Raw genomic sequence first — 15,961 nt, 5'->3', positions numbered from 1 at the left:
CGCTAACGCCTAAAACCATTAAAAAAAACTGTGTCATAATTCATTTTTTGTGGTTAATAAAAGTGGACCTTTTTCAGCAATTTTTAACTGTGTTGCCCAAGTTACAGTTGCTCCCGTAACTACATTTTTAAGGGTTTTACCTTCTAAATTCAATTCCTTAAAGCGTGTTAAATCTAATTCTTTAGCATCTTCATTTTTGTTTAAAATAAGTACAACCGTTTCGTCACCATGAACTCTACACAAGACGTAAATTCCATTTTCTGGAGCAAAATGAACAGTTTTACCAATATGAATGGCCTTGCTCTTTTTTCTATAATTTAAAATCTTCGAGACAAAATCTTGCATATCGGCTTGGCTTTCGGACAAACCTGAACCGGTAAACGCATTTACAGCATCGTCTTGCCAGCCACCAGGAAAATCGGACCGAATTAAACCATGGTCGTCTGGTTGTGCCGTGTTTTGCATTAAAATTTCTGTACCATAATACATTTGCACTATGCGTGGCACGAGAAAAACATAGCTCAACGCCATTTTAGTATTAGCAATATTTTCATGAAGCTGAGTAAACACACGGTCCATATCGTGATTGTCTGTAAAAATTAAAATATCTTGAGGAGTTGTATAAGCAAAATCCATTGCCAAACCTTCGTACATTTTTACAAAACCAGTCGCCCAATCTTCATTTTCATTTAAGGCGCTTATTATATTTTGTTGCATCGGAAAATCCATAGTCGATTTTAAATGCGATTCGTAACCTTCTTTATTAGGTGTTCCGGCTTGCCAGTATCTTACCAATAACGGATTAGTACTCCACTCTTCACCAACAATATTAAAATTCGGGTATTCTGACATTATTGTTGAAGCCCAAGTACTCATAAATGATTTGTCGGAATACGGATAGGTATCTTGACGAATACCTGCGAGTCCCAAAGTTTCTATCCACCATATATTATTCTGAATAATATACTTCGCCATAAATGGATTTCTCTGATTTAAATCGGGCATTGATGGCACAAACCAGCCTTCGACCATATCTTTTTTATCGACTTTTGAAGCATAGGTATCTTGATTTGTAGTGCGTCGGTGATTCGAATTACGCAGTGTTCCAGAGGTTTCAAAAGTTTCTTGCTGATTCACCCAATCTGTGAAAGGCAAATCTTTCATCCACCAATGTTCACTTCCGCAATGGTTCGCCACCATATCCATGATAAGTTTTAAACCTTGAGCATCCATTTTTCGAGCCAATTCTTTATAATCTTGAAGTGTTCCAAAACGCGGGTCCACTTCATAAAAATCGGTCATGGCATATCCGTGATACGAAGACGAATTCATATCATTTGTTAGCATAGGTGTTGGCCAAATCGCTGTAAATCCTAAATTATCTATATAATCTAAATGATTTATAATACCACGAATATCGCCACCGTGTCTTGCATAATTATCGCTTCTATCTATTTTTTGTTCCCTTAAATCGGTATCGACGTCATTTTTAATATTCCCGTTAGAAAACCGGTCTGGTGTAATTAAATACATCGCATCTGAACTATTAAAACCAATATAATCTTCAGGGTTTTTAGGACGAGCTTTTAATTCGTATTCATATTTAAACGAGGTACCATCGGCTTTACGAAACACGATATCGAATGTTCCTGGCACCGTTAAAGCATCAATTTTTAAATCGATAAATAAATAATTCGGACTATGAGCTTGGTGCACTTCAGAAATGGAGACACCAGGATAGTTAATTTCGGGAATAGCGTTTCCTATTTCAGAACTATTTACAAGCAATTGCAATTCTGAATTTTTGAAACCTATCCACCAATTTGGCGGTTCCACATGTGTAATTTGTGCACTTAAATTCAGGCTAAAAAACAGTAATACCATAGAAAAAATAATTTGCTTGTTGTTTACTAATCCTTTAGATAATTTACGCATAACTATACACTTTTTTAGTATAAAAAAACAGTACTCCGAAATAATTAAATGTCTTATTTCACTTCCAAAATACTAATAGCATAACCACCTCCTGCAACAGAAATTTGAGATAATTTTGTCTTGTAATTCACCTTTTGTTTTGTAATCTTATAAGCCTGAGGGTTGGTTTTATAATCGGCATCTTTAGCATCGGCATAGATTACTGCGTTGTACGTTTTATCTTTATCTAAGAAATCTAAACTGATTTTAGATGTTCTTTTAGTATTTCCGTTAACATTCCCTACAAACCAATTACTACTCCCTTTTTCTTTTCTAGCCACAGTAATATAATGTCCTGGTTCTGCTTCTAAATAAATACTGTCGTCCCAATCTATAGCGACATCTTTTATAAACTGAAAGGCATCCATAAACTGTTCGTAATGTTCTGGAAAATCTGCTGCCATTTGCAACGGACTGTACATGGTAACATACAATGCCAACTGATTAGCGATTGTACTATTTACATGCGAGTTGTTGTTAGGACTAAATTTACTAATATCCATTTCGAAAATTCCAGGGGTATAATCCATAGGACCTCCTATTAATCTTGTAAATGGCAAAATGGTGACGTGATTTGGCTTAGAACCTCCAAAAGCTTGATATTCGGTGCCTCGAGCAGATTCGTTACCTATTAAATTAGGATATGTTCTAGCAACACCTGTTGGTCTTACCGCTTCGTGAGCATTGACCATAATTTTATAGTCTGCCGCCTTTTCGAGTGCATACTGATAATGGTTTACAATCCATTGATTGTAATGATTTTCACCACGTGGTAAAATATCGCCTACATAACCACTTTTTACAGATTTATAACCGTGCGCATTCATAAACTGATACGCTTCATCCATGTGGCGCTCGTAATTACGAACAGAAGCCGAGGTCTCATGATGCATCATCATCTCTACACCTTTAGATTTCGCGTAGGCATGAATACCTTCCACATCAAAATCAGGATAAGGTGTTACAAAGTCGAAAACATAATCTTTAGAATGTCCGAACCAATCTTCCCAACCTTCGTTCCAGCCTTCTACTAAAACAGCATCAAAACCATGCTCGGCGGCGAAATCAATATATTTTTTTACATTTTCGGTATTTGCCGAATGTGTTTTATTTGGAGATACTTTAGAATAGTCTGTAACTCCTAATTGAACCGATGGCAAATCATCTGTATAATGCCAAGATCCCTTTCCGGTAATCATTTCCCACCAAACACCTACGTATTTTACTGGCTTAATCCACGATGTATCTTCAATCGCACAAGGCTCGTTTAGATTGTAAGTTATTTTTGATGCCAGAATATCACGTGCATCATCACTTACCATAACCGTTCTCCATGGCGATGTTGCCGGCGCTTGAATATAACCTTTATCGCCGTTAGAATCTGGTGTTAACCAAGACTCGAATATTAGGTTTTCATCATCTAAATTAAGATGCATGCAAGAGTAATTTATTAAAGCAGCTTCATGCAAGTTTATGTATAGACCGTCGTTAGTTTTCATAATTAACGCGGTTTGCACACCTGTTGGAGAAAAAGAGGTTTGCGATAAGTTTGCAGTTACTGCACCTTCAGAATACCCGCGAATTTCAGACAATTTAGATTCGGTATAATCGTATTCCTGAGTATCGTAATCGCCTGGAATCCAAAACGCAGTATGGTCGCCTGCCATGGCAAATTGTGTACGCTCTTCTTTAATTGTAAAATACACTAAGTTTTTTTGTTCGGGAAATTCGTAACGAAACCCTAAACCTTCGTCAAACAAACGAAAACGAATAATAACTACGCGTTCTGTATCTTCTTGGGTTAAGGTTACAGCCAACTCATTATAATGATTTTGAATGGTTTTTACTTCGCCCCAAACCGGAGTCCATGACGCGTTAAAAGTCGCCGTTTCTGTATCTGTGATTTTAAAATCGTTTAATAAAGATTTTTCATCGTCTTTTAATTCTAATCCTAATCGACTCGTTTTTATAACCTCCTTATTTTTATAAGCTAATTTATACGTTGGAGTTCCGTTTTCAAGAAGCTCAAAATGCATGGTTAAGTCACCACTAGGCGATTTTAATTCTTGTGCATGAGCTAAATGCATAGACGCAAATAAAACAATTAAATAGGGCATGATATTTTTCATTAATCTGTATTTCAAATTTATTTTTCAACTACAAAACAGCAAGTCTTACTCTTTTAAGGGCAAGTGCATTTTAACCTGTATTTAATTCTGAATATGCGCGTTATTAAAAACCACTATAACAAGAATTAAACACCTCTATCATCAAAATGCACTTTCCTTATTTCTTTAATCTTCTAACTGAAGTACTATCTTTTTATTATTAGCGAGTATTTCTAATTCGTTTCCTTTTTCAAGTTTAAATTCAGCGCCTTTTTGAGTCACTTTTACTTTTACAACCTGATTTCTAAAATTCACTTTAAACGAATAGCCTTCCCATTGCTGTGGAATTTTAGGCTCGAAAGACAACATATTATCTTTAATTCGCATGCCTCCAAAACCTTCAACAATACTCATCCAGGTTCCTGCCATAGAGGTAATGTGCAGTCCTTCTTCTACTTCTTTATTATAGTCGTCTAAATCTAAACGCGACGTACGTAAATAAAACTCGTACGCCTGATCCATACGGTCTAATTTAGCCGCCTGAATACTGTGTACACAAGGTGACAATGAACTTTCGTGAACCGTAAATGGCTCGTAAAAATCGAAATGACGTTCTAATTCTTCAGTAGTAAAATGATCTTCGAAAAAGTAGAACCCTTGTAACGTATCGGCTTGTTTAATATAAGGTGAACGTAAAATACGGTCCCAAGACCATTTTTGATTAATTGGTCGCGAGGCTTTATCTAAGTCGGCTACCGTAATTAATTCTTTGTCTAAGAACCCGTCTTGCTGTAAGTACACATTATATTTTTCTGAGAATGGTAAATACATATTACCAGCTACAGCTTTCCATTTTTCTAATTCTTCTGGAGACAGGTTTACTTTATCCTGAATTCTACTAAAATCGTCTTCGTAGTCTTTAGCAACTTTCTTAATATTTTCTATCGCATAATCGATGCACCACTTTGCAATATAATTGGTGTAGAAATTATTATTGACGTTGTTTTCGTATTCATTCGGACCAGTAACACCAAGAATAACGTATTTATCGTGTGCTGCAGATAGCGTAGCACGCTGTTGCCAAAAACGCGCAATACCGATTAAAACTTCTAATCCTTTTTCTGGAATATAGCTGTAGTCGTTTGTGTAGCGGTAGTAGTTAAAAATAGCAAATGCGATTGCACCGTTTCTATGAATTTCTTCGAAAGTTATCTCCCATTCGTTATGACATTCTTCACCATTCATGGTTACCATTGGATATAAGGCTGCTCCGTTTGTAAATCCTAATTTCCCGGCATTTTCGATAGCCCGATCTAAATGATGATAACGGTATTCTAATAAATTACGCGCCACTTTCTGATCTTTGGTCGCCATATAAAACGGAATACAATAGGCTTCGGTATCCCAATATGTACTTCCGCCGTATTTCTCGCCTGTAAATCCTTTTGGACCGATATTTAAACGTGCATCTTTTCCTAAATAAGTATGATTTAATTGCATAATGTTAAATCGGATGCCTTGTTGTGCCTTAACATCTCCAGAAATAGTAATATCTGCCATGTCCCAAATTTTAGCCCAAGCTAATTCTTGCTGTACTAACAAATGTTGAAAGCCTAGACTAACGGCTTTACTTAGAACTGTTTTTGCCGCTAAGACCAGTTGCGATGCTTCGTGATTACGATCTACTGTGTAACCACCATATTTATGAATAGAAAAAGTCTGATTTTGTTTTACCGAAGAGTTATACTTAAACATAATACGTCTATCGGTATGCGAAGTCTCTTCTTTAGCATCTAATTTTATTCCGTCTAAGAAGTATTCCGAAGTCATAAACGTACACGTTTTAAACTCCGTTTTCATGGTATGAGCTTCTATAAATGCCATGTTACCATCTTGAGTTACGGCAGTGGTTTCCCAAAACTTATCGTCCCAGTTAGTATCTTCATTTGTAATTCCAGAATCTAAATACGGCTCGAAGGTAATTTCTGCATCACCACTTAATGGCGTAACGTTATAAGAAATAGCCCCAACCTCATCTAATTCTATGCTTAAGAAACGTTTCGTTTCTACACGAATTTGCATGTCGTTTGGCAAGGTGGCTTCAAAAGAACGTGACAACCAACCTTCTTTCATATTTAATTCACGTTTAAAATCTGAAACGTGCTTACATCTTAATAAATCTAAAGGATTTCCGTTTACGAATACATTAATACCAATCCAACTTGGAGCATTTAATACTTTAGCAAAATATTCTGGATAGCCATTTTTCCACCAACCTACACGTGTTTTATCTGGATAATACACACCAGCGATATAACTTCCTTGAAATGTTGGCCCAGAATAGTACTCTTCAAAATTAGCACGTTGCCCCATGGCACCATTACCAATACTAAATAAACTTTCTGACGATTTAACGCGTTCTACATCAAATCCTTCTTCAATAATCGACCAATTGTCTGGTTTAATATAATCTTGATTCATTTTTTATTTAAGATAATAAAATACCGCGATTTATATACTGAAGAAGAATCATTCAGTTTATGCGCCGCTTTAGGGTATTCTAGTTGTTAATTAATTTATTTATAAATTCTGTTGAAATCTCAGTGAAGTCGTTAAAAATATAATCGGCTTCATATAACACGTCTTGACTACCAATACCAATCGAAATCATATGTGCCGCATTTGCAGCTTGTACGCCTGCAACAGAATCTTCAAAAACGATACAGTCTTCAGGTTTTACATTTATAGCTGTGGCCGCGTTTAAAAACACTTCTGGGTCTGGCTTTGCTTTAGAAACATCGTTCCCATCTACAATGGCTTCAAACTTAGATAAGATGTTTACTTTCTCTAATATAATTCTTGCGTTTTTACTTGCCGAACCTAAAGATACGCCTTGGTTGTTGTCTTTTAAATAATCGAGCATACGAGGCACATCTGGAAGAATCTCGGAATCGTCCATTTTATTTATAAACTCTAAATATTCGGTATTTTTTAAAGTCATTAACTCTTGAAACTTTTCTTCTGAAACCGTAGTTTCTCCCCAAGCCAAGATTTTTTTTAGCGATTCGACTCTGCTCACGCCTTTAAGCTGTTCGTTTTGAATTTCGGTAAAATCGAATCCTAAACTATTAGCAAGATTTTTCCATGCTAAAAAATGATACTTTGCGGTGTCTACAATAACACCGTCTAAATCGAATATAAATCCTTTTCTTTTCATACGTTTTCTAATTCTGGTTGATACGAGATCGCATTTTTATCTGTGATTAACAAGTTACAAAATCCTGCAATAATGAGACTTAAACCTGCCACCAACATGGCATTAATAGTTTCTTCGCCTAATAAACTAGACACAAAGTTAATTCCACCTATTGCAGCAATAATTTGTGGGATAACAATAAACATGTTAAAAATCCCCATAATAACTCCCATTTTCTTTGGATCTACGGCACTCGATAGCATGGCATATGGCATGGATAGGATGCTACCCCAAGCAATACCGACAAGTATAAATGAGTATTTTAAAAATTCTGGTGCGGGAATAAAATACATGGATAAAAATCCTAAACCGCCTAAAAACAGCGATCCCATATGCACATATTTACGATTAATTCGTTTTTTAGAGGTGTAAAAAGCCAAGACTAAAGCAAAAACCATTGAAGACAATCCATAAACTCCCATAGAAGACCCCACTAAATTTGAAGATTTTTGAAATGCCGTATTCACTACATCAAATGCTTCGGCTTGAGCTGGAATGCTTAAATCGTAAGCCGCTTCTATTGGCGCGGGTGTATGATAGATGTGCTCTGTTAGTGCTGGATTGGCTAAACTCCACATGGTAAAAAAAGCGAACCAACTAAAAAACTGAATCAGCCCTAGTTTTTTCATCGTGGTAGGCATGTTCCCTATATTATTTATAATATCTGAAATAAACGAATTTTTCTTAGCCTTCTCTTGTTCGAAAGCTTCCATATCTTCTGGCGGATATTCTGAAGTGGTAAACACGGTATATAAGATACTGACTAAAAACACCACAGCACCAATACCAAAAGCGACTTTAACCGACATAGGCACAACACCCATAGGTGCCGCATCGCTAACACCTAGCTGAGACACCATCCAGGGTAAATTACTTGCGACCCAAGTACCAATACCAATAATTAAAGTTTGTACTACGAAACCATATGACCGTTGAGAATCGGGCAATTTATCGGCGACTAAGGCACGAAAGGGTTCCATAGAGACATTAATAGATGCATCTAAAATCCATAAAAAACCTGCAGCCACCCATAAGACAGGAGAATGCGGTACAATTAATAAGGCTATAGAGCTTAAAACAGCTCCGATAAGAAAGTAGGGCTTTCGTCTTCCCCAACGCGGGCTCCAAGTACGATCGCTCATATACCCTATAATGGGCTGAATTAATAAACCCGTTAAAGGTGCTGCTATCCATAACAACGGAATCGCTTCCTTGTCTGCACCTAGTGTTTGAAATATTCGAGACATAAAGCCTCCTTGTAATGCAAATCCGAATTGTATTCCTAGAAAACCGAAACTCATGTTCCAAATTTCCCAGAAATTGAGGGCACGCTTTTTCATTAATAGTATATTTAAATGAATACCATTGACAAGCGAAAAACTTATCAAAACTTATTGTGAGAAGTAAAAATACAAGTTTTGATTGCGGGGCTAATATACAAAATATTTTAAATTAGCCTATGTTAAATTTTATTTAGTAGACTCTCGTTCTTTTAATTCGGTCTCGATTACAACCGATTTAAAATACTCGTACTCAGACTCGTTCTCTAATTTCTCTATTAATAATTCGGCAGCAACCGCACCTATTTTCTTACCATGCTGACAAACAGTTGTAAGCGTTGGTGTGGAGTGACGGGATAAAACACCGTCCGTGAAACCAATTACTTGAAGATCTTCTGGAATTCTTTTACCGAGCTTTCTTGCCACTTTCATCACTGTGATCGCATACAATTCGTTTACAGCAAAAACACCATCTATGTTTGGGTTATCTAAAAATAAGGTCATAAGTTCTTGTTCTAGAACTTCAATATAATCTTCGGAAACCAACTTATCATCGACCTTTAAAATTAATTCCGATTGGGTTTCAATATTATGTTCATTTAGCGCTTCAATATAGCCTTGAGTACGTAAACGCCCTACACTAATATAGTCTTTGGTAGTAATTATAGCGATGTTTTTACATTGATTTTCTATTAGTTTCTCGACTGCTTTTTTAGCTCCTTTTAAGTCGTCTACAACAACCTTATCACAATTTATTTCATTAACCACACGATCAAACATAACTATTGGCATCCCTTGACTAATCGTTTCATTAAAATGATGATAATCTTGCCTTAACAAGGTTTGCTTAGACATCGATAAAATAAACCCGTCAATACTACCATTAGCAAGCATTTCCATGTTAATCACCTCCTTATCAAAAGACTCATTAGACAACCCAATAATAACATTATACCCTTTTTTATTGGCAACCTCCTCTATGCCTTGAATGACTTTCGAGAAAAAATGGTGCACTATTTCAGGAATGATGATTCCTATGGTTTTAGTCTTCCTATTCTTTAAACTTAACGCAATATTATTAGGTCTGTAATTATACAATTTAGCAAAGGCCTTAACCTTCTCTCTTGTATCTTCACTAATCTCTTTACTGTTTCGCAATGCTTTAGAAACTGTAGCAATAGACACATCTAATTCTTTCGCTATTTGTTTTAAGGTGACTTTCTTTTTCATTACTTATACATTTAATTACAAATATACTACAACCTTGTCATTTTTCAATATTTAACACCGTTTCACTGAATTTTTTGCAAAAACACAAAAAGTTACTAACACGAAAACGTTTACGTTAAGAATTTCGTAAACAGAAAAACGATGTTAACATAAAATTTACATAATTTTAATCTCGAGAAGTAAGAATACAAAACAAACAAACAAACCTAATCAGATTTAAATTAATTCACATTGTATGAAAACAATTTTAAACAGTTTATTACTGGCACTGTTTTTTGCTCCAGCCTTGGTATTGGCGCAACAGACGGTCACAGGAAAAGTTTCCGAAGAAACATCAAATTTACCCATACCTGGTGTAAATATTATTGTTAAAGGAACAACAACTGGAACAGCTACAGATTTCGATGGAAATTATACGCTTTCAGTTAGTAATGGCGACATTTTAGAATTTTCCTACCTAGGGTATACTTCAAGAGATATAACCTATACTGGCCAAAGCACACTTAACATTAAACTAGCAGAAAATGCTGCCGAGTTAGACGAAGTGGTGGTTATTGGGTATGGTAGCGTTAAGAAGGAAGATTTAACCGGTGCTGTAGACATGGTAAATGCAGACGACTTTAATGAAGGTCCTGTGTTATCGCCACAGCAATTAATTAGCGGAAAAGTAGCAGGTGTATCTGTAACTTCTGGTGGAGGTGCTCCTGGAGAAGGCCAAAACATTATTATAAGAGGTCAAGGATCTTTATCTTTAGAGAGAACACCGCTTTACGTTATTGACGGATTTCCTATAGATAAAGGAAGTGTTGGTGGTTCTAGAAACCCGTTAAACTTTATTAATCCAAACGACATCGAAAGTATGGTGGTTTTAAAAGATGCCTCTGCAACAGCGATCTACGGATCTCGTGCGGCTAATGGTGTTATTTTAATCACGACTAAAAAAGGAAAAGATTCTGGATTTAAATTTAGTTTAAACAGTTCGGCTACCGTTTCAACACCTTTTAACCAAGTAGATGTTATGTCTGCAGACCAGTTTACAGCGTTAATTAACGAGACTGGAACAGCAGAAAATATTGCTTTATTAGGGAATGACAACACCAACTGGCAAGATCAAATTTACACAAATGCCTATGGATCAGATCATTCTTTTAGTGCTTTAGGTAATGCTTTTGGCGTACCCGTAAGAGCATCTATAGGTTACACAGACCAAGATGGTATTCTTATAAACGACAATTTATCTAGAACCACAGGATCTTTAAATCTTAAACCAAGTTTATTGGACGATCACTTAAAATTAGATTTAAATGTTCGTGGGATGTATACCGAAAATACATTCGCAAATAGAGATGCCATTGGCGCTGCAATCGATTTCGATCCTACAAAACCAGTTTACGATGAAAACTCTAAATATGGAGGTTACTATTCTTGGATAGATCCTAATACAGGAAACAAACCAAGTTTAGCCCCTACAAACCCTATAGCTTTAATTGACTTGGTAGACGATACGTCTGAAGTACGACGTTTAGTGGGAAATGCTAAAGTAGATTACAACTTACACTTTTTTGAAGATTTAACCGCTACAGTAAACATTGGTATAGACAAACAGAATAGTCATGGAAGAAAAGTAACATCAGACTTAATTCCTACAGCAGACGAAACTTGGAACGGTTCTAGAACAAGTTTTACGCAAGAGGCTACAAATAAATTATTCGATGCTTACCTAACTTACGCAAAGGATTTCGAAGACATTCATAACTTTACAGCTGTATTGGGTTACTCATATCAGTCTTTTGAATTTGAAAACACAAGTTATAATAGTGAAAATGAAGAAGACGGATTAGAATTCGAATTTTTAGACAGCTCTAAAAGTGTATTACTTTCTTACTTTGGACGTGTAAATTACAGCTATAACGAGAAATATCTGCTTACCGCAAGTTTAAGAGCCGATGCATCTTCAAAATTAAATCCAGACGATCGTTGGGGATACTTCCCTTCTGTTGCCGCGGCTTGGAATATTCATAAAGAATCATTCTTAGAAGATTCTGCCTTTAATGAATTAAAGCTAAGAGTAGGTTACGGAGAAGTTGGAAACGTAAATGGTTTAAATGATTACCAATTCTTAACACGTTACGATGGTAGTACAGCAACAGCTGGATATCAGTTTGGAAACAGTTATTACCAAACCTACAGACCTTCACCAATAAACGAGGATTTACGTTGGGAAGTTGGGCAAACTTTCAATATTGGAATAGACTATGCATTCTTAGACCGAAGAATTTCTGGATCTGTAAACGTGTATTCTAAGAAAACTAAAGATTTAATTAGTAACTCTTTTATCGACCCTTTTACAAACTTCGGAAACCAAATTGAAGCAAACATTGGTGACATGGAAAATAAGGGTATCGAGTTTAACTTAAACCTTATTCCTGTAAGAACAGACGATTTCGAATGGAGTTTAAACTATAACATTGCTTTAAACGACAATGAAATCACAAACTTACCAGATCAGCAATTTGTTGGTGGTATTACAGGAGGAACAGGAAACACGGTACAAACTCATATTAAAGGAGAAGCTCCTTTTAGCTTCTTAGTATTCGAACAAGTGTACGATAGTAACGGAAAACCAATCGAAGGTGCTTACGTAGACAGAAATAACGACAACGTTATTAACGAAGAAGACAAATACATTAATCACGATCCGTATGCAGATATTACTATGGGATTAAGCACCAATTTAAGTTATAAAAAATGGGACTTTGCCGTGGTGACTCGCGCCAATATTGGGAATTATATTTACGACAATGTCGCGTCTCGTGCTGGAACCTTAAATAGAGCTACCGAAAACGGTATATTAACCAATCTGCATACAGATTACTACGAAACTGGATTCCAAAAATTTACAGACAACGGGTTGTTAAGTGATCATTATATTAAAGATGCGTCATTCTTTAAAATAGACAATATCACTTTAGGTTACACTTTAGATAACGCCTTTAAGGATGCAACATTCCGTTTTTACGGATCTGTTCAAAACGTTTTAATCGCAACAGATTACAATGGTTTAGACCCTGAAGTTTATGGTGGAATAGACAACAACTTCTATCCAAGACCAAGAACATATGTATTAGGTGTAAATATTGACTTTTAATAAAAAAATTCATGAGAAATATATTAAATAAATTAACATTAGGTTTGGCGCTAACGCTCGCTGTAGTGTCATGTCACGACGATTTAGACCAATTACCTACCGATCCAGATAGTTTTACAGAACAGGATGTTTTTGCCAACATAGACGAAGCAAAAAGTGCCTTGGCAAAACTATATGCTAGTTTAGCATTAACAGGACAAGAAGGACCTGCTGGTCAAGGCGATATTTCGGGTATAGACGAAGGAGCTTCGCAATATACCAGATTACTTTTCTATCTAAACGAATTAACCACAGATCACTCTGTAGTTGGATGGGGAGATGCTGGAGTACCAGATTTACACAACTTAACTTGGTCTTCTAGTAACGATTTTACAGAAGCGATGTATTACCGTTTAGGACAAGAAGTTTCTTTCTGTAACTCATTTATTAGTAATGCATCAAATTTAGAAGATTCTGAAGCACAAACTTTTATTGCTGAAGCGCGTTTTTTAAGAGCTTTTGCTTACTATAATCTTATAGACTTATATGCAAATGTTCCGTTAACAACAGAAGTATCTACGGAATTACCAACACAAAGTGGAAGAACAGAATTATTCACTTTTGTAGAATCTGAACTTTTAGAAATTCAGGATCTATTAGCAGATAGTAACGAATATGGGCGTGTAGATAAAGTTGCTGCTTGGGCCTTATTATCGCGTTTGTATTTAAATGCCGAATCTTGGATTGGAGAAGACAAATACGCGAGCTGTATTACGTATTCTAACAATGTAATAAACTCTTCATACAGTTTAAATACTACAGATCTTAACGGAAACGGTTCTGCTTACGATGAATTATTCGCAGCAGACAATAATCGTAATGGTTCTCAAAACGAATTCATCTTTACAGCAAATTTCGATGGTGTACAGTCTACCACTTATGGCGGAACGACCTTCTTAATTCACGCTTCTATTGGTGGTAGTATGGACCCGCTTGCTTCTGGAGTAAACGGAGGTTGGGCAGGACTTAGAACTACAAAAGCTTTAGTTAGTAAATTTGATAGCGCTATAACAGGTCGCGATGGCGATGGAAATCCGACAGCTTGGGCAGATAATCGTGCGATGTTTTACACCGACGGACAAGAATACGAAATCACAACCATTGCAAATACCTTTACAGATGGTTATGCTGTAACTAAATTTAGCAACGTTAATGGAGACGGAAGCCAAGCTAACGATACCTCTGGAGAATTTGCAGATACAGATATTCCGTTAATTAGATTAGCAGAAATTTATTTAAACTATGCCGAAGCTACTGTTCGTGGCGGTGGTGGAGATTTAAATACTGCTGTAGGTTTAATCAATCAATTAAGAGCACGTGCTTATGGTAACAACTCTGGAAACATCTCTATTTCTGATATGTCTTTAAGCTTCATTTTAAACGAACGCTCTAGAGAATTGTACTGGGAAGGTTTAAGAAGAACAGATTTAGTTCGTTTTAATCTATTTACAACAAATACGTATCTATGGCCTTTTAAAGGCGGATCTAGTGCTGGTAACGGTGTAGAGTCTTACAGAGACATTTTCCCTTTACCAACTAACGTGATTTCTATAAATCCGAACTTAGAACAAAATCAAGGTTACTAATACTAAAACAATCTAATATGAAAAATATAGTTTCAAAAATATTGAGTATAATGTTGGTTGCTTTAGCATTATACAGTTGTACCACAGACGATGCAGATACCGTACTAAACGAAACGGCCACAACAGCATTATCTGCCTCAGCTAGCGACGTTGTGCTTTTAAAAGAAAACGAAGGAGCAACAGCTTTAACCTTAAACTGGACAGAACCGGACTACGGTTATAATGCCATTCCAAAATACAGTGTGTATTTTGATGTTGCTGGGAATAATTTTCAGAACGCTGTAATCAAAGATGCAGGAAATACTTTAGAGTATGCTGTCGTTACTGAAAATTTAAATACCATTCTACAAACACTGGAAATAGAACCAAATACGCCAACCGCTTTAGATGTTAAAGTGGTGAGCACAGTTGGTACTAGTCAAGTTGCTGCGGTTTCTAATATCGAAGCGCTTACGGTTACTGGCTATGCTAATGTTTTAGACTTATCGACAAACTGGGGTCTTGTTGGAGATGCTACAGTCAACGGTTGGGATGGTCCAGATATGCCTTTCTATCAAACCAGCGAAGCTAATGTTTATGTAGCTTACGTAACTCTTAAAACTGGTGAGCTTAAGATTAGACAAGACAACAGCTGGGATGTAAATTACGGAGACACTGGAGCCGATGGGACATTAGAAGCTGGAGGCGACAACATAAAGGTAGATGCCGGAACGTATAAAGTAACCTTTAATCAAGGCACCTTAACTTATGCTATCGAAGCGTATACGTGGGGACTTGTTGGAGATGCAACACCTAATGGTTGGGACGGTCCAGACACACCTTTAACTTATGACCCAACTTCAGACCAATGGCGAGCTATTGTAGCACTTACTGCTGGTGAAATGAAATTCAGAAGAAATAACGACTGGGCGTTTAACTATGGAGATACAGGAAACGATGGGTCTTTAGAAGATGGAGGCGATAATATTCCTGTTACGGCTGGAAATTATTTAGTGACTTTAAACCTAAACGACCTAACCTATACTCTAGAACCTATTGAAAAACTTTGGGGACTAGTTGGAGATGCTACGCCTAATGGTTGGGATGGTCCAGATACTTTATTAAGTATGGATTATGCACAAGAAGGTGTTTGGTATATAAATGGTGTTTCGCTAACAACTGGCGAAATGAAATTTAGAGCGAACAACGACTGGGGTATTAACTATGGTGACGATGGAAACGATGGAAACCTTGAAGATGGTGGCGCAAATATTCCGATTACTGCTGGTAATTATAATATTGTTTTAGACCTATCAGACGACAGCAACCCAATGTACACAATTTCAGCAAACTAATTTATA

Annotated in this window: 9 protein-coding genes; 3 read left to right on the top strand and 6 right to left on the bottom strand. The window is 36.4% G+C overall.

Features of this window, described 5'->3' with window-relative positions; genetic code table 11:
* Window positions 1–33: 33 nt before the first annotated feature.
* The 6 genes from AC0UBM_RS08055 to AC0UBM_RS08030 form a co-directional block, all read right to left on the bottom strand.
* A complete protein-coding gene (locus AC0UBM_RS08055) occupies window positions 34–1,935 on the bottom strand; it encodes a glycoside hydrolase family 13 protein (protein ID WP_475688273.1) in 1,902 nt (633 codons plus the stop codon).
* Between the two features lie 53 nt (window positions 1,936–1,988).
* Window positions 1,989–4,103 (bottom strand): glycoside hydrolase family 97 protein, encoded by a 2,115-nt coding sequence (locus AC0UBM_RS08050; protein ID WP_475688272.1) that lies wholly within the window; start codon window positions 4,101–4,103, stop codon window positions 1,989–1,991.
* Window positions 4,104–4,268: 165 nt separating this feature from the next.
* Window positions 4,269–6,563, bottom strand: coding sequence for a glycoside hydrolase family 65 protein (locus tag AC0UBM_RS08045; protein WP_475688271.1), 2,295 nt, complete (start codon window positions 6,561–6,563; stop codon window positions 4,269–4,271).
* A 79-nt stretch (window positions 6,564–6,642) separates the two neighbouring features.
* Window positions 6,643–7,299: a beta-phosphoglucomutase gene (pgmB, locus tag AC0UBM_RS08040; protein ID WP_475688270.1), complete on the bottom strand. Its 657-nt coding sequence runs from the start codon at window positions 7,297–7,299 to the stop codon at window positions 6,643–6,645.
* Window positions 7,296–8,678: an MFS transporter gene (locus AC0UBM_RS08035; RefSeq protein WP_475688269.1), complete on the bottom strand. Its 1,383-nt coding sequence runs from the start codon at window positions 8,676–8,678 to the stop codon at window positions 7,296–7,298. Before AC0UBM_RS08035 ends, pgmB begins: the two co-directional genes overlap by 4 nt.
* A gap of 129 nt (window positions 8,679–8,807) precedes the next feature.
* Entirely contained in the window at window positions 8,808–9,848 is a 1,041-nt protein-coding gene (locus AC0UBM_RS08030) for a LacI family DNA-binding transcriptional regulator (RefSeq protein ID WP_475688268.1), read from the bottom strand.
* Window positions 9,849–10,083: 235 nt separating this feature from the next.
* Here AC0UBM_RS08030 and AC0UBM_RS08025 point away from each other — a divergent pair, with 235 nt between their 5' ends.
* Genes AC0UBM_RS08025 through AC0UBM_RS08015 form a run of 3 tightly spaced genes read left to right on the top strand, consistent with a single transcriptional unit; the run spans window position 10,084 to window position 15,955 of the window.
* Window positions 10,084–12,996: a SusC/RagA family TonB-linked outer membrane protein gene (locus AC0UBM_RS08025; RefSeq protein WP_475688267.1), complete on the top strand. Its 2,913-nt coding sequence runs from the start codon at window positions 10,084–10,086 to the stop codon at window positions 12,994–12,996.
* 11 nt (window positions 12,997–13,007) lie between these two features.
* Window positions 13,008–14,621: a RagB/SusD family nutrient uptake outer membrane protein gene (locus AC0UBM_RS08020; protein WP_475688266.1), complete on the top strand. Its 1,614-nt coding sequence runs from the start codon at window positions 13,008–13,010 to the stop codon at window positions 14,619–14,621.
* A gap of 17 nt (window positions 14,622–14,638) precedes the next feature.
* On the top strand, window positions 14,639–15,955 hold the full coding sequence (locus AC0UBM_RS08015) for a SusE domain-containing protein (protein WP_414036362.1): 1,317 nt from the start codon (window positions 14,639–14,641) through the stop codon (window positions 15,953–15,955).
* Window positions 15,956–15,961 lie beyond the last annotated feature (6 nt).

This window comes from Formosa sp. F44 (assembly GCF_056238645.1).
The sequence above is the reverse complement of the archived record's forward strand: the minus strand, read 5'-3'. Positions and strand labels throughout refer to the sequence as shown.